The 19,377-nt window shown below is 36.3% G+C and carries 18 protein-coding genes and 1 tRNA gene; 8 read left to right on the forward strand and 11 right to left on the reverse strand.

From position 1 onward, the window contains the following. The first annotated feature begins 105 nt into the window (after nt 1–105). The 5 genes from rpmI (at nt 106) to recD (ending at nt 7,011) form a co-directional block, all read left to right on the forward strand. Nucleotides 106–303 (forward strand): 50S ribosomal protein L35, encoded by a 198-nt coding sequence (rpmI, locus tag A8M50_RS04825; RefSeq protein WP_005596065.1) that lies wholly within the window; start codon nt 106–108, stop codon nt 301–303. A 65-nt stretch (nt 304–368) separates the two neighbouring features. Beyond that, nucleotides 369–722, forward strand: coding sequence for a 50S ribosomal protein L20 (rplT, locus tag A8M50_RS04830; RefSeq protein WP_005596075.1), 354 nt, complete (start codon nt 369–371; stop codon nt 720–722). Between the two features lie 338 nt (nt 723–1,060). Then, on the forward strand, nt 1,061–1,387 hold the full coding sequence (locus A8M50_RS04835; RefSeq protein WP_005637823.1) for a tetratricopeptide repeat protein: 327 nt from the start codon (nt 1,061–1,063) through the stop codon (nt 1,385–1,387). A 93-nt stretch (nt 1,388–1,480) separates the two neighbouring features. Further along, entirely contained in the window at nt 1,481–5,089 is a 3,609-nt protein-coding gene (gene recB / locus A8M50_RS04840; RefSeq protein ID WP_005637822.1) for an exodeoxyribonuclease V subunit beta, read from the forward strand. Continuing rightward, nucleotides 5,089–7,011 carry an exodeoxyribonuclease V subunit alpha gene (gene recD / locus A8M50_RS04845; RefSeq protein ID WP_005644876.1) on the forward strand — a complete coding sequence of 641 codons (1,923 nt, stop codon included), beginning with the start codon at nt 5,089–5,091 and terminating at the stop codon, nt 7,009–7,011. The genes recB and recD overlap by 1 nt, the downstream gene beginning before the upstream one ends. A 46-nt stretch (nt 7,012–7,057) precedes the next feature. Here the strand turns inward: recD and ybaK are convergent, their stop codons facing one another. Beyond that, entirely contained in the window at nt 7,058–7,534 is a 477-nt protein-coding gene (gene ybaK, locus A8M50_RS04850; protein WP_005631703.1) for a Cys-tRNA(Pro) deacylase, read from the reverse strand. A gap of 58 nt (nt 7,535–7,592) precedes the next feature. Between ybaK and A8M50_RS04855 the strand changes: the two genes are divergently transcribed. Both A8M50_RS04855 and A8M50_RS04860 read left to right on the forward strand, forming a co-directional pair. Next, nucleotides 7,593–8,546 (forward strand): oxidoreductase, encoded by a 954-nt coding sequence (locus A8M50_RS04855; protein WP_005644692.1) that lies wholly within the window; start codon nt 7,593–7,595, stop codon nt 8,544–8,546. A gap of 24 nt (nt 8,547–8,570) precedes the next feature. Then, nucleotides 8,571–8,927, forward strand: coding sequence for a DsrE/DsrF/TusD sulfur relay family protein (locus A8M50_RS04860; RefSeq protein ID WP_005644825.1), 357 nt, complete (start codon nt 8,571–8,573; stop codon nt 8,925–8,927). 50 nt (nt 8,928–8,977) lie between these two features. Here A8M50_RS04860 and trpA read toward each other — a convergent pair whose 3' ends face one another. From trpA to fnr, 6 genes are all read right to left on the reverse strand, one after another. After that, entirely contained in the window at nt 8,978–9,784 is an 807-nt protein-coding gene (gene trpA / locus A8M50_RS04865; protein ID WP_005644961.1) for a tryptophan synthase subunit alpha, read from the reverse strand. Continuing rightward, the gene (trpB, locus tag A8M50_RS04870; RefSeq protein WP_005645084.1) at nt 9,784–10,980 is read right to left on the reverse strand and encodes a tryptophan synthase subunit beta; all 1,197 of its coding nucleotides are present in this window, start codon (nt 10,978–10,980) and stop codon (nt 9,784–9,786) included. Before trpB ends, trpA begins: the two co-directional genes overlap by 1 nt. A 17-nt stretch (nt 10,981–10,997) precedes the next feature. Continuing rightward, nucleotides 10,998–11,756, reverse strand: a complete 759-nt coding sequence (locus A8M50_RS04875) for an SDR family oxidoreductase (protein WP_005644655.1) — start codon at nt 11,754–11,756, stop codon at nt 10,998–11,000. Between the two features lie 138 nt (nt 11,757–11,894). Next, the gene (locus A8M50_RS04880; protein ID WP_005644795.1) at nt 11,895–12,731 is read right to left on the reverse strand and encodes a DUF4198 domain-containing protein; all 837 of its coding nucleotides are present in this window, start codon (nt 12,729–12,731) and stop codon (nt 11,895–11,897) included. Nucleotides 12,732–12,928: 197 nt separating this feature from the next. Beyond that, nucleotides 12,929–13,858, reverse strand: coding sequence for a universal stress protein UspE (gene uspE / locus A8M50_RS04885; RefSeq protein ID WP_005645061.1), 930 nt, complete (start codon nt 13,856–13,858; stop codon nt 12,929–12,931). A gap of 134 nt (nt 13,859–13,992) precedes the next feature. Beyond that, nucleotides 13,993–14,766 carry a fumarate/nitrate reduction transcriptional regulator Fnr gene (gene fnr / locus A8M50_RS04890; RefSeq protein ID WP_005644732.1) on the reverse strand — a complete coding sequence of 258 codons (774 nt, stop codon included), beginning with the start codon at nt 14,764–14,766 and terminating at the stop codon, nt 13,993–13,995. Between the two features lie 284 nt (nt 14,767–15,050). On the opposite strand from fnr, the gene A8M50_RS04895 reads away from it, so the two are divergent. Continuing rightward, a tRNA-Leu gene (locus tag A8M50_RS04895) sits at nt 15,051–15,136 on the forward strand. 189 nt (nt 15,137–15,325) lie between these two features. On the opposite strand, the gene ftnA (A8M50_RS04900) is transcribed toward A8M50_RS04895, so the two are convergent. The 4 genes from ftnA (A8M50_RS04900) to A8M50_RS04915 all read right to left on the reverse strand — a co-directional run bounded on the left by ftnA (A8M50_RS04900) (nt 15,326) and on the right by A8M50_RS04915 (nt 19,332). Next, a complete protein-coding gene (gene ftnA / locus A8M50_RS04900; RefSeq protein ID WP_005637808.1) occupies nt 15,326–15,823 on the reverse strand; it encodes a non-heme ferritin in 498 nt (165 codons plus the stop codon). A 17-nt stretch (nt 15,824–15,840) separates the two neighbouring features. Then, complete coding sequence (ftnA, locus tag A8M50_RS04905) at nt 15,841–16,326, reverse strand: non-heme ferritin (protein WP_005634630.1); 486 nt, start codon at nt 16,324–16,326, stop codon at nt 15,841–15,843. 696 nt (nt 16,327–17,022) lie between these two features. Continuing rightward, nucleotides 17,023–18,444 carry an exodeoxyribonuclease I gene (gene sbcB / locus A8M50_RS04910; RefSeq protein ID WP_005645075.1) on the reverse strand — a complete coding sequence of 474 codons (1,422 nt, stop codon included), beginning with the start codon at nt 18,442–18,444 and terminating at the stop codon, nt 17,023–17,025. Between the two features lie 12 nt (nt 18,445–18,456). Then, nucleotides 18,457–19,332, reverse strand: a complete 876-nt coding sequence (locus A8M50_RS04915; protein ID WP_005637806.1) for a DMT family transporter — start codon at nt 19,330–19,332, stop codon at nt 18,457–18,459. Between the last annotated feature and the right edge of the window lie 45 nt (nt 19,333–19,377).

Below are 19,377 nucleotides of genomic sequence, written 5' to 3' on the forward strand. Positions count from 1 at the left end.
GCAATTTAATTTGCCTTATGATGGAAATGATCAGTGCTTCCAAGTAACTTTTTAAGTTCGCCTGATTATGTTGTTTTAAACGAAAAATGCGGAGTTATTTTAACAATGCCTAAAATCAAAACAGTACGCGGCGCAGCGAAGCGCTTCAAAAAAACTGCTTCTGGTGGTTTCAAGCGTAAACAATCTCACTTACGTCATATTTTGACTAAAAAAACAACTAAACGTAAACGTCATTTACGTCATAAATCAATGGTTGCGAAAGCAGACCAAGTTTTAGTAGTAGCTTGCTTACCATACGCATAAGCCGTTATTTAAGCAAAACGTACGATTAGTTCATTTTAGAAAAATATTACATAGGAGATTAAATAATGGCTCGTGTAAAACGTGGTGTTATTGCAAGAGCACGCCATAAGAAAGTTCTTAAGGCTGCTAAAGGTTATTATGGTGCACGTTCACGCGTGTATCGCGTTGCTTTCCAAGCGGTGATCAAAGCTGGTCAATACGCATATCGTGACCGTCGTCAACGTAAACGTCAATTCCGTCAATTATGGATTGCACGTATCAACGCTGCAGCGCGTCAAAATGGTTTATCTTACAGCAAATTCATCAACGGCTTGAAAAAAGCATCTGTTGAAATCGACCGTAAGATTCTTGCTGATATCGCTGTATTCGACAAAGTAGCGTTTGCTGCATTAGTTGAAAAAGCAAAATCTGCACTTTAATTTTTTAAAGTTTAGATAAAAAGAATTAGGACGCTGAAAAGCGTCCTTTTTTCATTATTGTGATAGATAAGTCTATTTTTTCTATAAATTCTAAATTGATAATTTCGCTAAATTGTCCTCCTAAAACCAGTGTGTGTGTTTTAGCCTATTTCTATCATTTTAAATGATTAAATATTAATAAGAAAAAAGCATTTTTGTTAGTTATTTAAAGTTTAATTTTTAACCTTTTCGCACCCAGTATACTGGGTGTTGTTATCTCTTTACAGAGATAACAACAAAACATCTTGCTAAACAAAAAAAGTTTGGTATTTCAATTAAGGTTAATTAATAGGTATGTTATGAAACTGACAAAAACATTTCTCACTAGCGCATTGTTAGCTACTTCAATTTTTTCTTTTCAATCTACTGTTTGGGCAGATACGCCAGAACAGCAGTTTCAACAAGCCGTTGAATCCTACAATAAACGCGATTATCAAAAAGCCTTCAAACTTTGGCTGCCATTGGCTGAACAAGGCAATGTAGCTGCTCAAAATAATTTGGGTGTGATGTATAGAAATGGACAAGGTGTGAAACGTAATCTTTCTGAAGCTAAAGAATGGTTCCGTAAGGCTTGTGAAAATGGTCATCAAAAATCTTGTGATACTTTAAGGGAGTTAGAGAAATAGTTTTTAAATTAGGACGCTGAAAAGCGTCCTTTTTTGCATTTATGACTTTAAATTTTGTAAAATAATGCCATTAGTTCTCATCTGTTAAAATCTATGGCCGAAACAATCCCACTAAATCCCATCACGTTGCCTTTAAATCAAATTAGCTTAATCGAAGCATCTGCTGGTACGGGGAAAACCTATACTATTGGTTCTTTATATCTCCGACTTTTATTAAAGGCGGGGGAAAATAACTTTTCTCGTCCGTTAAATGTGGAAGAAATTCTGGTGGTAACATTTACGGATATGGCGACAGAAGAACTTAAGAAAAAAATTCGTGAGCGCATAACAGATGCGATTGATAAACTCACTGCCTTTGCAGAAAACCAAGATAAATCCGCATTTAAAAATGATGAATTTCTTACCGCACTTTGTGATAATTTGAACATTTTTGAGGCAATTCATCGCTTAAAGTTAGCTGAACAAAATATGGATTTGGCGGCGATTTATACCATTCACGGTTTTTGTCGCCGTATGTTGATGCAATATGCTTTCCATTCAGGCATTCACTTCAATTTAGAATTAATTAAAGATCAATCGGATTTGTTGGTTCGTTTTGCTAATGAATTTTGGCGAGAGCATTTTTATCCATTGCCTTTTGAAATGGCTGATTTTATTGCGAATGAACTAGGATCACCAGATTACGTATTATCCCTATTAGAATCGAATTTAGGCAAAAATTTAATTGTTGATTTGGAGAACCAGCAGGCATTATCCATTTCTATTACAGAATTTTTACAACAATATCTTGGTGAGTATTTTAAAGATATCAAGGCACTAAAACGCTTTTGGTTAGAAAGTGCGGGTAAAATTTCTGAATTAATTACAGAAGAATTGAATAAAGATTATGCAAAAGGTGAGCCCAAATCCTTAAGCCGTCGAAGCTATAATACATCACGTTTGGCGAAATGGATTGAGCAAGTAAACGTATGGGCAAATGATCCCCGTGATTATTTACTGAATGAAACCTTGATGTCGTATTTCACTCAATCAGCTTTAGGTGAAAAAGGTGAGGAGGGCGCATCTCCCTTTATTGCCCCGATTTTTACTGAATTAGAAAAGCGTGCAAATGCTTTAATATCCCCAGATTTACTTCGTCGAATTATTCTTTATCATTATCGACAAGGCTTACAACAAAAACTTTTAGACTATAAACTTAATCATCAAGAAAAATCTTTTGATGATTTATTGCGTTTGTTTTGCGAAGCCCTGCAAGGCGCACAAGGTGATGAATTAGCAGAAATGATTCGTTTCCAATATCCTTTTGCGATGATTGATGAGTTTCAGGATACGGATTCACAACAGTACGCTATTTTTTCAAAAATTTATCGTGATAATCCCGAAAAAAATACTGGTTTTATTATGATTGGCGATCCGAAGCAGGCGATTTATCGTTTCCGTGGCGCAGATATTTTTACTTATCTAAAAGCCTCAGAGGAAGCCCAATCTCGCTTTGAACTCACTAAAAATTATCGTTCAGAGAAGCATTTGGTTGATGGCGTAAATGCTTTATTCGATTTTCCTCAATCGCCATTTATTTATCAAAATATTAAATTTACTGCTGTTGATTCTCGTGATGATCATCTTCGATTTTATTTAAATGGTAAAGTTGAACCAGCTTATCGTTTTTATCTAACTGAAAGTGACAAAGTGAATAAAACTGAAATGGCAAAAATATGTGCTATTTCTATTCAACATTGGCTAAAAAGTGCGGCTGAAAATCAGGCAGTTTTTCAAAATGAAGATACCTGTAAAACATTGCAACCGGCAAATATTGCTGTTCTTGTAAAAAATCGTTACGAAGCTGCTGATGTCATTCAAGAGCTACAAAAACTTGGTATTGCTTCGGTTTATCTTTCAGATCAAAGTAGTGTTTTTGATAGCCATGTAGCGGTGGAGTTACTCAGAATTTTAAAAGCTTGTTTAAATGTTGCTGAGCGTCCAATTTTGAATGCGATTGCGACCGCACTTTTTGGCTTAAATGCAGCGGATATTCATCAAATTCAGCAAAATGAGGCAGACTGGCAACGTTGGGCAGATAGCTTTGCTCAATACCAACAAACTTGGCAACGCCAAGGAATATTGGTCATGCTACACCAAATTTTATTGGAACAAGGCATTTCAGAACGCTTATTAAGCCAAGCAACGGGCGAGCGAGATTTAACTGATTTCCTACATTTAGCAGAAATTTTACAACAAGCTGCCACGCTACACGAAAGTGAAGCGGCATTGCTCAGTTGGTTTGAAAAACAAATTCAAGGTGAAGGTCGTCAAGAGGCTCAAATTCGTTTAGAAAGTGAACGCCAGTTGGTAAAAATCGTGAGTATCCATAAATCCAAAGGCTTAGAATACGATTTAGTTTGGCTACCATTTTTAGCTGTACCAAGCAAAATTCCAACGGCTGGTGACATGAATGTTTATTATTCTAAAGAACGAGATGAAACCGTATGGGATATAGAAAATCGCAATTTGAACGCACTTTATGAAGAAACTTTTGCTGAAGAGTTGCGTTTACTCTATGTGGCTTTAACGCGCGCCAAATATCAAATGGCATTCGCTTTGCCTGCGCAATTTGATAAAAAATGGAATGCCTTACATTATGTACTAAGCCAAGGTGAAATAGGCAAGGAAATAGCGTTATCAGCGCCTAAAGATACCGAAACATTGTTGCAAACCTTTAAAGAAAAAATGCAAGATAATGTGGAAATCTGCACTACGCAAAATCTAGAGACTTTGCCGACCTTATCAATTAATACAAAAAATGATGAGCTTAAAGCCGCAAAATTTACGGGCAATATTGAGCAAGATTGGCGAATAACCAGTTTTACTTCAATTGAACAAGATCATCGCCGACAAAATTATTTCACTGAAAGTGCGGGTAAAAAACACGCTGTTTTTGATGATGCAAAAGATTATGACAGCCAAAATTCGATTGAAATTTCGACCGCACTTTTAAGCGAAAATGAATCAAATATTTTAGATTTGCCACGAGGTAAACAAGTCGGGACTGCATTGCATCGCCATTTTGAAAATTGCTATTTTTCTGACTTGGCAAATACAGAAGAAATTGACAAATTAAGACAATCCTTACAGTTAGATGGAACTTTTACAGGGCCGCTACAAAATTGGCTACAACAGATTTCACATACGCCACTTTCTAATGAAATAGGAATAGCATTAGCTGATTTGGCAAATAAAGATTGCATTAAAGAAATGCCATTTTATCTGGCTATTCGGGAACATTTTGATGTTGAAGCGTTTAATCGCGCGTTGAAAGCCCATCATCATTTGCCAAGCGAGTCACTTCAATTTGAGCAAATTCAAGGCATGGTGAGAGGTTCAATTGACTTAGTTTTCCGCCATAATGGGAAATATTATCTTGTTGATTATAAATCTAATTTCTTAGGTTCAACCCTTACTGATTACAATCAAGAGGCATTGAAAAAAGAAATGTTACACAGTCACTATGATTGGCAATATTTAATTTATACGCTAGCATTACATCGTTATTTACAAAGCGTTGTGCCTCATTACGATTATGCGCGAAATTTCGGCGGGGTATTTTATCTTTTCTTACGTGGAATGAATGGTGAGCCACAATCAGGCGTATTTTATGATCTCCCAAGCGTTGAATTAATCACAGAATTAAATGGGGTGTTTTAATGTTATCCGTATTACAAAAACTTAAAGAGCAGGGCATTCTTTCTCAAGGTGATTATTATTTTGCTAAGTTGATAGCTGATAAACAATGTCATACGGATTATGCAGAACCAGTCAAAAATTTAGCCATATTATTAGCCGCACTTTGTAGTTGGCGTTATACGCAGGGAAATACTTGCAGCCAATTAGATCGCTATTTAGAACATAATTTATTTGGCTTGGCTTATCGTACAACGGAAGAAGATTACTTGGCTGAAATTCGTGAAAAGATAGGTTATTTAGCTGTGGAAGATTGGCAAAATGCGTTGCGCGGGCATATGGCATTTACGCAAGATCCCGTCAGTCAAATTGCACCAATGGCATTTCAATTTGGTGCGTTGTATTTCTATCGCGCTTGGCAAGATGAATACCGTATCGCACAATATATAAAAAACACTTTTAAAAAACACCGCACTTTAGCCTTTTCTTATGATGAAATTCGTCAAAAATTGGATAAATATTTCCCTGAAAAACAGAAAAAAACAGATTGGCAAAAAGTGGCAGTGGCAACAGCGATTAAAAGCCCATTTTCAATTATTACAGGCGGTCCAGGAACAGGAAAAACCACGACAGTTACGCGTTTATTGCTCGTTCTACAAGAATTATTTGATTGTAAATTACATATCAAATTAGTTGCGCCGACTGGCAAAGCCGCCTCTCGTTTGGAAGAGTCGATTAAAAATGCGTTAGGTTTTATGCAAGAAAAAATGAATTTATCCGATTCACTTTTCAATGCGATTCCACAAAAAGCCAGCACTTTGCATAGTTTACTGGGTGTGAATGCCTTTAATGATTATACACGATATAACAGCCATAACCCTTTGCAGCTAGATGTATTAGTTGTTGATGAAACATCAATGATTGATTTGCCGATGATGGCAAAACTTATCAATGCGTTAAAGCCCGAAACTCGATTAATTTTATTAGGCGATCAGGCTCAATTAGCCTCTGTTGAGGCGGGGGCTGTATTGGGGGAATTGGCTCAATTTGTTAATCAACCTTATAGTCATGAACAAGCCTCATATTTGCAAGCGACGACAGGATACAAAGTAAATGGTGCTGATTGTTCAAATCCAATACGTGATTGCTTATGCCATCTAACAGAAAGTCGCCGTTTTGATAAAGATTCAGGTATTGGCAAGTTGGCTGAATTCATTCAAAAAGGCAAAGCGGACGATGGCCTTGAGTTATTTGAACATTATCCGCAAGAATTGCACTTTAATGCCTTAAATAATGGAAGCGATGCGGTCAATCAAGTGGTAAAAAGTGCGGTGGAAAATTACCGCACTTTCTTAAAAATGTTGGACGATTTGCGTAAACAAAAAATTGATCCTAATGCTAAAAATGAACAAGGCATTTCCTATGCCGAGTCTATTCAAGCGCAGTTTAATTCTGTGAGATTTTTAACCGCACTTCGCAATAGCGATTTAGGTGTTGAAAATCTCAATAAAGAAATCGCGTTAGCATTGCGAGAGGAAAAATTGCTTTGGTTCCGTAATGAACAAGATTGGTATATCGGCAAGCCAATTATGATTACTGAAAACGATCATAATGTTCGCCTTTATAACGGTGATATTGGACTGTGCTTGGCAAATGGCAAAGTATGGTTTGGCAATCGAGAAGTGCTGACAAGCCGAATTCCAGCACATGAGCCCGCTTTTATGATGACGATTCATAAATCTCAAGGTTCTGAATTTGAACATACCGTCATGGTGCTTCCTACAGAAGTAAATCCAGTATTGTCGCGAGAATTGGTTTTCACGGGCGTGACTCGTGCGAAAAAAAAACTCACTGTATTTGCCGATGAAAAAATATGGAAAACAGCAATTCGCCAAACAGTGAGACGCCAGAGCGGATTGGGTAAATTATTGGAAGAGTTCAAGTAGTCAAAAAGGCGGAATGAATCCGCCTTTAAATTTATAAATCCATCACTTATTCATCAACAATATCGGTAAATTCTGCGCCTAATACTTTTGCTAAATCTTGTGGCGCAATTTCTACGCTTAGCCCACGTTTTCCGCCTGACACATAAATCGTTTCAAACTCAAGTGCGGTTGAATTTATCACGGTTTTCACGCGTTTCTTTTGACCGAGCGGGCTAATCCCTCCTACAAGATAGCCTGTACTTTTTTGCGCAGCATCTTTATCCGCCATTTCCACTTTTTTTACACCGATAGATTTTGCTGCTTTCTTTAAATTCAGCATATTGGCCGTTGCAAGCACAAAACAAGCGAGTTTTTTCTGATCGCCATTTTCCGCCACAAGTAAGGTTTTAAAAGAGCGGTTAGGATCAATGCCTAATTTTTCGGCCGCCTCATCACCAAAATGTTGATTGTTCGGATCATGATCATAAGTATGCAAGATAAAAGGAATTTTTTGTTTTTTAAGTAAATCAATTGCTGGTGTCATTATTTCGTTCCTGGTTTTGGTGTAAAATAATGCCGATTATTTTACAGCGGAGAGAAAAATGGACGCAACCTTAAATATTGCGATAGCAGCAGAATTTGAATTAAGTGAAAAAATTGTAGAGCGTTTAGAACAAAGTGCGCTTGAAATTAGCAGCATTTCTATTGTTGAAATAACACCTTTTGAAGAAGAACAAAATATTCGTTTTCGCAATAAAGGCGTTGAACAACTTTCGCCAAATGAAGTTGAATGGGCTGATTTTAATTATGTCTTTTTTGCAGGAAAACTTGAGCAAGTTTCCCATATTGCGCAAGCAGCGGAGCAGGGCTGTATTGTCATTGATATGTTAGGTGTTTGTAGTGCGCTTTCAGATGTGCCCGTTGTTGTCCCAACGGTAAATGAATCACAACTATTTGAACTGAGACAACGTAACATTATTAGCTTGCCTGATCCACAAGTAAGCCAACTTGCTTTAACCCTTGCCCCGATTTTACAAGAGACTAATCTCAATCAAGTGCTTGTCACCTCTTTATTGCCGGCTTCTTATACGGATGCAGAAACCGTGACGAAACTTGCGGGACAAACAGCCCGTTTATTAAATGGTATTCCATTGGATGAAGAAGAAACGCGCTTAGCGTTTGATGTTTATCCACATCAAACACCTAGTTTATCTAATCAATTACAACGAATTTTTCCGCAATTAGAGCGTGCCATATTCCATGCAATCCAAGTACCTGTATTTTATGGATTGGCACAAAAAGTTACCGCACTTTCAGACTATGATTTCGACTATCTGCCTCAAAATAGCGAGCTTATCGCTTTAGAAGAAACGCTAATTACACCTGTGCTTAATGGAGAACAAGAAAATGGCGAAGAATCAGTAAAACTTCATTTAAGTCAAATAAGTGCGGTAGAAAATGGCGTAGAATTTTGGTCTGTGGCAGATGAACAACGCTTTAATCTCGCCCTGCTTTCAGTGAAATTGTTGGAAGGAATTTATCAGCAAGGTTATTAATGCCAGAAAATTAAGGAGAATAGCATGCAAAATATTCTATTTATTATCCATTCATCCCCTTATGGTGACGAACATTTTTTTAGTGCATTGCGTTTGGCATTACAGTTGCAAGAGCAGCATAAAAGTGCGGTTAATTTAAAAATATTTTTAATGTCTGATGCGGTAACTGGCGGTTTAGCAAAACAAAATCCAGCAGAAGGGTATCATTTACAACAAATGTTGGAAATTTTAACGGCACAGGGGGCGACAATTAAACTTTGTAAAACCTGTACAAATGCTCGTGGTATCACTGAATTGCCGTTGGCGGAGGGCGTGGAAATCGGCACGTTAGCAGAGCTGGCTGACTGGACAATGGAATCCGATAAAGTATTAAATTTTTAATTTTCTTGATAGATAAAAGAAACCCGCCACAAGTGCGGGTTCTTTTTTGCTTATTTTGTTGCAACTTTCATTGCTTGAACAAATTCAGCTAATTCAGTTAAACATTGCTCGTGATTATCTAAATTTCGCTCAATGATTTTCACCGTTGCAGAACCTGAAATTGCACCCGCAGCGCCCAAAGACAACGCTTCTTTCACTTGCTCTGGTTGAGCAATGCCGAAGCCTTGTAAAATTGGTGGAGCATTGTGGGCTTTAAGTTGTTCTACAAGGGTGTCTAAATTTGCTGCGTGAGCTTGATTTTCAGCACTGGTTACGCCTGCACGTGAAACTAAATAAGTATAGCCCTCGCTATTTTGTGCTACGCCTTGAATAGTTTTCTTATTTGCATTAGGAGGGCAAATAAATACCGGTTGAATACCGTGTTTTTTAGCTGCTTGTACATAATCTTCTTTTGCGAGTAACGGAATATCTGCCACAAGCACAGCATCAACACCAACTTCTGCACAGCGTTGATAAAAAGCATCTAAACCTTTGGCAAAAATTAAATTGGCACAAAGTAATAAGCTAATCGGAATTTCTGGATATTTTGACCGCACTTTTTCTAATAACTTAAAGCTATCTTCAGTACTATGGCCAGCAGTTAAAGCACGATTATTCGCCGCTTGGATTACTGGGCCATCGAGTAGCGGATCGGAAAAAGGAAAACCAAGCTCTAAAGCATCTGCGCCGTTATCCACAAGCGTGCAAATAATCTCAAAAGAGCGGTCAAAAGTAGGGTCACATAAGGTGACGAAAGGAACAAATGCCCCTTCATTTTTTGCTTTAAGCGCAGCAAATTGAGTTTCAAAACGGCTCATTATTTCATTCCTTTTTCTGTCAAAATTTTATCTACGGTGAAAATATCTTTATCGCCACGGCCAGATAGATTCACGACTAAAATTTGTTCTTTGTTAGGTTCTTGATGAATCATTTTTAAGGCTTGAGCAAGGGCGTGTGAGCTTTCTAATGCAGGAATAATGCCTTCATGTTTAGCTAACTCTTGGAAAGCATTTAATGCTTCATCATCGGTAATACTTGGATATTCTGCGCGTCCAATACTTTGTAAATAAGCATGTTGAGGCCCAACAGAAGGGAAGTCTAACCCAGCTGAAACAGAGTAGGATTCCTCGACTTGACCATCTTCAGTTTGCATTAAAGGGGATTTCATCCCGAAATAAATGCCCACTTTTGCATGACCTAATGGTGCGCCATGTTCACCGCTTTCAATGCATTTCCCCGCTGGTTCAACACCAATCAAACGCACATTTGGTTCATCAATAAAATCAGTAAACATGCCAATTGCGTTAGAACCACCGCCAACAGCAGCAATCACAGCATCAGGTAAACGACCTTCTCGTTCGAGAATTTGACGTTTCGTCTCAATCCCAATCATTTTTTGAAATTCTCTCACAATTGTCGGGAAGGGGTGAGGGCCTGCAGCGGTTCCAAGTAAATAATGGGTGGTTTCATAGTTTGCTGACCAGTCACGCATAGCTTCACAACAAGCGTCTTTTAAAGAGCAAGAGCCTTTTTGTACAGGAATCACTTCCGCACCCATTAAACGCATACGAAATACATTCGGCGATTGACGCTCAACATCTTTTGCGCCCATATAAATACGGCATGGCATATCTAACATAGCACAAGCAAGGGCTGTCGCAACACCATGCTGACCCGCACCAGTCTCGGCAATAATACGTGTTTTGCCCATACGTTTAGCTAATAAAATTTGCCCTAATACTTGGTTAGTTTTATGGGCACCACCGTGTAATAAATCTTCACGTTTAAGATAGATTTTTGCTTTAGTACCTTTTGTTAAGTTGCGACAAAGGGTAAGTGCAGTCGGTCTTCCGGCATAATTTTTGAGTAAATCTTGAAATTCACGTTGGAATTCAGGATCGTCTTTCGCTTCGACAAATGCTTTTTCAAGCTGTTTAAGCACTGGAACGAGTATTTCTGGTACATACATACCACCAAACTCGCCAAAATAGGGATTTAAAAGAGTTTCTGACATTGTGTTTCCTTATTATTTTAATTTGAATTTCTTGACACATTCAGTGGTGCAAAAGTTTGTGCTGTTGGCATCACTTCAATGCGATTAATATTAACGTGTTCTGGTTGCTGATTGAGCCATAAAACCATATTCGCAATATCTTGTGGCGTAACGTATCGCACATTTTCATAGAGTTTTTCTGCTCGTGCATCATCACCTTTAAAACGCACATTAGAAAATTCTGTACCGCCACAAAGCCCTGGTTCTACACTGGTAACACGGATATTTTTACCCGCCAAATCTGCACGTAAATTTAAGCTGAACTGTGTCACAAAAGCCTTTGTACCACCATATACGTTACCACCTGGATAAGGATAGGTGCCTGCAATTGAACTTAAATTAATAATATGACCCGTATTTCTTTCTACCATTTGAGGCAAAACGAATCGAGTAATATTCACCAATCCTTTAATATTGGTATCAATCATTTGTTCCCAATCATCAAGATTCGCTTTATCAGCAGATTCTAAGCCAAGAGCCAATCCTGCGTTATTAACGAGTAAATCAATATTTTTCCATTGTGTAGGTAAAGATTTAATTGCTTCTTGAGTTGCTAGTCGATCAGATATATCGAAAGCAAGAGGTAGAAATTTTTCACCCAATTCAGCTTTTAGTGAAGTTAAACGTTCGGTACGACGGCCAGTACCAATTACAAAATATCCAGCTTGAATAAGCGTTCTACAGATTGCAGTACCAAATCCTGCAGTAGCACCAGTAATAAGGGCAATTTTAGACATCATTCTCTCCTTTTCATTTACGATATTTTTATACTACTACACTAGTACAAAAAAATATAGGAGTTTATGAAGAAATTTGAAGAAAAAGAAAGGAGAATAAAGCAAAAAGTGCGGTGAAATTCCACCGCACTTTCAAAATTAATGATGATGGTGTTCTGGTTTTGGCGGGAATTTAGCTAATCCTTTACCAACAGGTAAAATTAATGTGCTATAGCTTGCAGATTGCTGACAAATTTGTTGATCTGCAAATGGTGTTTTGTGAATGACTTTAATTTTCCAAATACCGTCAATTAATGGAATGATATTTACACGCCCTTGACTATCTGTTTTACCTGAAAAACCTTGTGGTTCACGATGGCTTGTGCTTGCCTCAAGATCTTTCACGACAATAGTATCAGCGGTTGCAATTACAGTCTCGCCTGCTAATGGCTGATCTTGGTAGAAAATTTGAACAGGGAACGGTTCGCCTGATTTCACTTTGCTTGGATCACGCAAAGGAACAATTTCAAGTGGTAAACCTACTCTTGTCATTGCCATTTCTGAATTTAATGGTTTTTTACCAACTGTAACAAGACTTTTACCAAACATTTGAGTTTGTTCGCAATAAGTTGGATTTTCTAATCCTTTCAAATTATCCATTTTCCAACCTTCAGCATTTTGTGACCAAAAGGTTGGTTTATAAGTCGCAGTCACCCAATAAGAGCCATCAGACAATGCTTTCTCTGATTGATATTGATAGTTTTCACCTTTTTGAACTAAGGTTTGTTTTTCACCATCTTGACGAATAATTTCCATTGGCTCAAAAATTTTTAAACGTGCTTCAGGAATTTTTTCTATGTAAGGGTAGTCCCCATAAGCTAATTCTGCTTTTAATACAGAACCGGATGCCAATTTTGCAGGCGCTTGAACCCAAACTTCATGAGCTTGCGCTGCACCAGCTAAAACCAATAAACTTGCAATTAATGTTTTTTTCATACCTTTCCTTAATAAAAAATAGAGGTGAGCATTTATAAAATGAACGCGAATATTAAATAAAAATAACTATCATTTAAATGGTGGTTTAGAGAAAATTTCAAATTTGTGATCAAGATCACAAAAAATCTATATAAGGCATATAAAAAATTCCCCAAATACTTAGTACTTAGGGAATGTCTAAATGTAGATAGCTGTTATTAATCGTCTTTTTTAGATGGCTTAATGCCTAATAAATTACAACTTAATTTACTAATCACATGCTCCGCAGTATTTCCCAATAATGCAGCAGACAAACCTGTACGACCAACTGTACCTAAAATTACTAACTCAGCTTCAATTTTTTTTGCGACTTCAGGAATCACTTCTTCTGGAAAACCTTCATGAACATGAGTATGGTCTTCACCAATACCAAATTTTTGACGCAATGCTTTCATATTAATGAGATGTTGGCCACGAATACCGTTTTCATAGCCTGAAGTATTAAATTCTGGTAAATCAATAGCCATATTGATTGGAGCAGAAGGGTAGGCTGCAACTAAGTGAACATTACCACGATTTAAATTTTCAGCGAGTGACATGCCTGTTTCCACTAATTCTTGATTAAATTCATCTTGATAGTCTTGCTCACCAGAAACATTTACTGCCACAAGAATACGGCGTTGATGTTTCCAATCGCCATCGCGAACCATCAAAACAGGAACAGGGCATTTACGAAGAAGCTGCCAATCCACTGGTGTGAAAATAAGTGAGGTAAAACTTTCCTCATCTTTAGTATATTTCACCACAAGATCATAATTGTTGCCTTCGACTTCTTCTTTAATCGCCTCAGCTTCATTACTATTCCAAACAATGTGAGATTGCAATTCAATTTCCGGATCTGCATATTTATCTAAGTAATATTGAACCGCATGGCGATGTTTTTCGATTACTTGTTGATGCATTTCTGAACGTTCTTCAGAAGAAAGTAAAGCCGACATTTCATAAGATAAGTCATATACAGATAAAAGTGCGGTGATTTTTACCTTAGTTTCATTTTTTTGTTCTTTCACCAAACGCACGGCACGCGCAAGAGCATATTGTTTTTCATTTTCAGGATTGAGAACAACCAGGATATTTTTAAATTTCATAACAACCTCCAAAATTCACCATAGAATAAGAAAGAATCTTTTGAATGGCAAGGTTCGATTTTCAAAAAGGTGATCTAGTGCAAAATTTATTTTTAATGAATACAAAAAAAGGCGTGAAATTCACGCCTTAAAAATTATTCAACTAATGTTATTTTGGTTTTATTCGTGCCAGTTAATTCAATTAAAGCATTGAGATCATTAATTGTAATATATTTTCCTTGCACTGTAAGAACGCCTAGTTTTTGAAAGCGTCCCAATAATCGACTGATAGTTTCAACTGTTAAACCTAGATAGTTACCGATATCACCACGCGTCATCGTTAAGCGGAATTCTTTAGCTGAAAAACCACGAGCAGAGTATCGTTTAGAAAGATTATGAATAAAAGCAGCCAAACGCTCTTCTGCATTCATTTTAGAGAGTAACAAAATCATTTCTTGATCACTTTTAATTTCATTACTCATTAAACGCAAAATTTGTTGGCGCAATTTTGGCATTTTACCTGCTAAATCATCCAAAATATCATAAGGAATTTCGCATACCATTGCGGTTTCTAAAGCTTGTGCAAAACTAGGGTGTTGCATTTGAGTAATTGCATCAAAGCCAACTAAATCACCAGGTAAATGGAATGAAGTGATTTGTTCTTCGCCAGATTCGCTAATGGTGTAGCTTTTGATCGTACCAGAGCGAATTGCATAAATTGAATTGAGGGAATCACCTGCTTTAAAAAGAACCTGTGATTTTTGGATAGGTTTCTTTCGTTCGATAATATTATCAAGCTGATCTAATTCATGTTCGTTCAGCGTAAAAGGAATACAAAGTTGACTAATACTGCAATCCTGGCAATGAATAGCACAACCTCCCGATTGAACCCGGCGTCCTGCCTTGGTTTCTGTAACGAAATTTTTCATGTAAGCCTCAAATATTTCGAAAAATTAGTGTAAAATTGATCTAACTCAATAATTATACCACTAAATAGTCATTTTAAGAAGAGTAAAGCATTATGGCAGCAGAAAAATTAACAAAAAAACGGCTGATTCAGATTTTAATCATGTTATGTATTTTAGTTATTGCATTTGTTTGGCGATATTTTTAGAAAACAGAAAATCCTTGCTCATTTTTAAAACAAATGGATTATTTCTAAAAAATTTTACTTGTCACACATTTATATATACGTATAATTCAACACCATTAAGCCTGGGTGGCGAAATTGGTAGACGCAGCGGATTCAAAATCCGCCGTTGAATAAACGTGTCGGTTCGAGTCCGACCCTAGGCACCAACTTAAGTAAAGTCGTAAATCACGAGTGGAATCAATGGTTTATGGCTTTTTTATTTGTGCTTTTTTCGCTAATTTCGTCATTTTCCGCAATAATATTTGCCGTGTCAAATGATTACTTTGACGTAAATTTGACATATAAAAAATAAGCCTAGTGTAATACTAGACTTATAAATACTTTATGCTCTTAGACTAAGCTTCGGTAGCAAGATTCCCTAAATCTTTATCAACTAAGAATAAACCTTTACCATCTTCACCAAGAAGATTCAATTTATCCAAGATACCACTGAATAATTTTTCTTCTTCATGTTGTTCTGCTACATACCATTGTAGGAAATTAAATGCAGAGTAGTCTTTTTCTTCAAAAGTTTTACCGACTAATTCATTGATTTTACTGGTAATCAATTTCTCATGTTCATAAGTAATTTCAATCACTTCTTTTAATGATTTATATTCGTGTGATGGTGCTTCAATTGCAGAAATCAGAGCAACAGAGCCTGTCTCATTTAAATAAGTGAATAATTTACGCATGTGTTGCATTTCTTCAGCTGCGTGAGCTGATAAAAATTTTGCAGCACCTTCAAACCCTTTTTGCTCGCACCAAGCACTCATTTGTAGATATAAATTAGAAGAATAAAATTCCAAGTTCATTTGGTCGTTTAATAGTTTTACTACATTTGCTGATAACATTTTATTTCTCCTATCTATTATAAAGTTGCTAACTCACGATCAATAAAGAACAAGGCTTTACCGTCTTCGCCAACAAGGTTAAATCTATCAATAATGCCACTAAATAATTTTTCTTCTTCGTGCTGTTCTGCTACGTACCATTGTAAGAAGTTAAAAGTAGAGTAGTCTTTATTTTCAAAAGTAACTTCAACTAATTCATTGATTTTGGAAGTTACTAATTTTTCATGTTCTAAAGTTGTTTCAAATACTTCTCTTAATGAAGAATAATCGTGTTTAGGTGCATCGATTTTTCCTAGAAGCGGCATACCGCTAGTTTCACTTACATAATTGAACAATTTTTGCATATGTTCTAATTCTTCATCTGCATGACGAAGTAAAAATGCCGCAGCACCTTCATAGCCGTGAATTGAGCACCACGCACTCATTTGTAAATATACATTAGAAGAGTAGAACTCTAAATTTATTTGGTCATTCAGCTTGTTTGTGATGATTTGATTAAGCATAACTAATTCCTTTCCATTTGATTGATAAAGTGCAATAAAACTTGACTTGCAATTCTCATTTTAAACTCACAAATGAGAATTGCAAGTTTTTTATTAAAATAAAATGCATATAACCAATTAATTTTAAAAAGAAAAATTAAAAACAATTATTCTCATTTGAGTAATCTAGGCGTATAAAATAATTACAATGTCACAATTAAAACTAAAGATGTTAAATCTACTAGCAAATCTTCTATCAATTTATTCAGATTTCACCTAGCGCAATCCAAACCCAAAATTAAATATTATTGCTTTAACTTTTTAATGGAGAAGAAGCAGAGTATCCCTTTTGGATCGCCTCACAAAAAGTTACTTTTGCACCGCATTTATTTAACATAATATACATTATGCGAAATTAGTTATCAGGTTAGCGAAAACTACGGGCTAAATAAATCACATGGTTATACACAAGTCACAAGCACTAGCAAAACAAGACAAAATAAGGCTAGATAACACGTTGTAACGCGTCATTTTATAGAGTTATTGAATGGATGAATTGAAATGTAAAGACAATGTAAAGGTGAAATAAGCTAAAGATGCTTGATTGCGCTACGTAAAATCTGGAGAATTTCTTGGATAATTCTTCCCAGAAAAAACAACAAAAAAAGCACGTTTTTCTAAAAACGTGCTTTTTGACAAAATGTGACAACGTATTGACTAACCTAGTAATTTTATACCGTATTCATATACTTGTTGTAATAAAGATAGTTTTTCAGGATTATCTGAATGTTCCTCTGCTAAACGTTGTAAACTTGATTCAAAATCTACCGAACTTTTTTCAAGTTTATTCTGTCGGTATTTTCGCCATTTAATTTGTTCAGCGCGTGTGAGGGTTTTATAAAAATGACGAGCACGATAATGGAACAATAATTCAGGGATACGTTTATCTTCAAAAGCTAAACCATGTTCAGCTAATTTTTCTGCAGGTAAACTACGTAAAATAGACATATTATTTTTATCAGCATTGCTGAAAAAGCCATTGTATAGCTCAGTTTCCACATTATCATTCGATTCAAATTGACGTTCTTCATTAAAAATATCCGACACTTTTTCACGAATATCAAAAGATGCTCGTAATTTTGCAAGATTATCCAAGCATAATTGTCGATCAATACCCAAGCGATTTGCTGTTTCTGGCAACAAGGTTTTGGCTGGCGCTAAAATAGGACATTTATTGATATGCACAAGCTTTAATGGAACGGATGAAACTCCCCTTTCTTCTAATTCCGATTTTTTGGTATATAAATCTGCTCGTAATTCATCCGCACTTTTGGCTAATAAATTATCAATATCGCCAGTTAAATCACAAACAATGAGTGCATTTTGATTTGTTGGATGCCAAGCTAAAGGTGCAACCCAGGTGCAATTTCCACGATAATTCCCTAACATCCCAGAAACATGCACTAAAGGCGACATTGCGCCTGTATCAACCAATTTTTCGATTTCTTTTTTACCTCGATTTTCAAAGAAATATTGGAATAATTTAGGCTGTTTTTCTTTAATTAATTTCGCCATAGCAATAGTTGCATATACATCCGCCATGGCATCGTGAGCATTTTCATGCTCAATACCATTTGCTTTAGTGAGTTTTTCTAAGCGGAAACTTGGCATTCCATCATCGTCATAAGCCCAATTAATTCCCTCTGGGCGCAAGGCATAACAAGCTCGTACTAAATCTAATAAATCCCAGCGTGAATTGCCGTTTTTCCAGCTGTATTCATAAGGATCAATAAAATTACGATAAAACGTATAACGCGTCATTTCATCATCGTAGCGAATATTGTTATAGCCCATGACACAAGTATTGGGTTGGGAAAACTCTACTAAAATGTTTGCGGCAAATTCAGGCTCAGCAAGCCCTTTTTCATTACATTCTTGTGGTGTAATTCCTGTTACCATTACGGCTTCAGGAGCCGGTAAATAATCATTGGTTTGTTTACAATAAAACATTATTGGTTCACCAATGATATTAAAATCAGCATCTGTACGAATACCCGCAAATTGCGCAGGGCGATCTGTTGCTGGATTTACACCAAAACTTTCATAATCGTAAATAAAAAAGCTGAAATCTTTTGCCATGACTACTCTCTTTTACGCGATAATTTTATCTAAATAATATAGGCAGAAAATAGCTGATAAACTAAAAATAATACCAGTCCAATTTAGCTTACTGATTTTTTCTTTAAAAGCTAATGCGCCAGTTATCGTACCTAAGCAAATCACTCCAATGTTCATTCCCGCAAAAACAAGCGTCGGATTTCCAGAAAAACTTTGATGGGCTTTTATATAGAATAAAATATTAAAGAAATTCAATACACCTAAAACGATGCCACCAATTACACTTGATGATGTCCATTGGACTCTTTTTAAGAATAAATAGATAAACATAACGCAAGCTGCAAGCGAGAAGGAAATAAACAATGTTGCAGGAAATGCACCGCCGCTTTTCGCCACTTGTTTGAATAAAATATCAATGATGCCGTAACCAAACCAGACGCCGATTAATCCTAAAACACCTTTAAAATTGACCGCACTTTGCCCTTGAGTTGGCTTAGTTAATAAACAAAATAAACCGATAAAGGCTAATACAACACCAATGATTTTAGATTGGCTTAGTGTTTCATGAAAAATTAAAAATGCCGATAAAATAGGAAGAAACAACGAAAGACGTTGTGCTGCATCTGAACGTACAATTCCAGCAAACTCTACCGCTTTTGACATAATAATAAACACGCTAGGTAGCAATAAGCCCAGTGCTAAAAAAATGGGTGAATTTTCGCTTTGTACGATGTAATCAGTAAATGCTAAGCCTTTAAAATCAGGTTTGAGTAAGAAATAACTGAAAGTGATGGCCGTGATGTAGTTGAATGCGATAGCTTGTCCAATAATGATATTTTTTTTACGGGCAATTTTCAGTAAAACTGAAACTGCTACGCTGCAAAGAATGGCAAGAATAAGATTGTGCATTTAAATTCCTTATATAATTAAAGTGCGGTCAAAAATCTTAAAATT

The organism is Haemophilus haemolyticus (assembly GCF_001679045.1).
GTDB lineage: Bacteria > Pseudomonadota > Gammaproteobacteria > Enterobacterales > Pasteurellaceae > Haemophilus > Haemophilus haemolyticus.

What these genes read in the sequence shown, in the direction of transcription:
- rpmI (WP_005596065.1), top strand. Translation starts at nt 106, where the DNA reads ATGCCTAAAATCAAAACAGTACGCGGCGCAGCGAAGCGCTTCAAAAAA.
- rplT (WP_005596075.1), top strand. Translation starts at nt 369, where the DNA reads ATGGCTCGTGTAAAACGTGGTGTTATTGCAAGAGCACGCCATAAGAAA.
- A8M50_RS04835 (WP_005637823.1), top strand. Translation starts at nt 1,061, where the DNA reads ATGAAACTGACAAAAACATTTCTCACTAGCGCATTGTTAGCTACTTCA.
- recB (WP_005637822.1), top strand. Translation starts at nt 1,481, where the DNA reads ATGGCCGAAACAATCCCACTAAATCCCATCACGTTGCCTTTAAATCAA.
- recD (WP_005644876.1), top strand. Translation starts at nt 5,089, where the DNA reads ATGTTATCCGTATTACAAAAACTTAAAGAGCAGGGCATTCTTTCTCAA.
- ybaK (WP_005631703.1), bottom strand. Translation starts at nt 7,534, where the DNA reads ATGACACCAGCAATTGATTTACTTAAAAAACAAAAAATTCCTTTTATC.
- A8M50_RS04855 (WP_005644692.1), top strand. Translation starts at nt 7,593, where the DNA reads ATGGACGCAACCTTAAATATTGCGATAGCAGCAGAATTTGAATTAAGT.
- A8M50_RS04860 (WP_005644825.1), top strand. Translation starts at nt 8,571, where the DNA reads ATGCAAAATATTCTATTTATTATCCATTCATCCCCTTATGGTGACGAA.
- trpA (WP_005644961.1), bottom strand. Translation starts at nt 9,784, where the DNA reads ATGAGCCGTTTTGAAACTCAATTTGCTGCGCTTAAAGCAAAAAATGAA.
- trpB (WP_005645084.1), bottom strand. Translation starts at nt 10,980, where the DNA reads ATGTCAGAAACTCTTTTAAATCCCTATTTTGGCGAGTTTGGTGGTATG.
- A8M50_RS04875 (WP_005644655.1), bottom strand. Translation starts at nt 11,756, where the DNA reads ATGTCTAAAATTGCCCTTATTACTGGTGCTACTGCAGGATTTGGTACT.
- A8M50_RS04880 (WP_005644795.1), bottom strand. Translation starts at nt 12,731, where the DNA reads ATGAAAAAAACATTAATTGCAAGTTTATTGGTTTTAGCTGGTGCAGCG.
- uspE (WP_005645061.1), bottom strand. Translation starts at nt 13,858, where the DNA reads ATGAAATTTAAAAATATCCTGGTTGTTCTCAATCCTGAAAATGAAAAA.
- fnr (WP_005644732.1), bottom strand. Translation starts at nt 14,766, where the DNA reads ATGAAAAATTTCGTTACAGAAACCAAGGCAGGACGCCGGGTTCAATCG.
- ftnA (WP_005637808.1), bottom strand. Translation starts at nt 15,823, where the DNA reads ATGTTATCAGCAAATGTAGTAAAACTATTAAACGACCAAATGAACTTG.
- ftnA (WP_005634630.1), bottom strand. Translation starts at nt 16,326, where the DNA reads ATGCTTAATCAAATCATCACAAACAAGCTGAATGACCAAATAAATTTA.
- sbcB (WP_005645075.1), bottom strand. Translation starts at nt 18,444, where the DNA reads ATGGCAAAAGATTTCAGCTTTTTTATTTACGATTATGAAAGTTTTGGT.
- A8M50_RS04915 (WP_005637806.1), bottom strand. Translation starts at nt 19,332, where the DNA reads ATGCACAATCTTATTCTTGCCATTCTTTGCAGCGTAGCAGTTTCAGTT.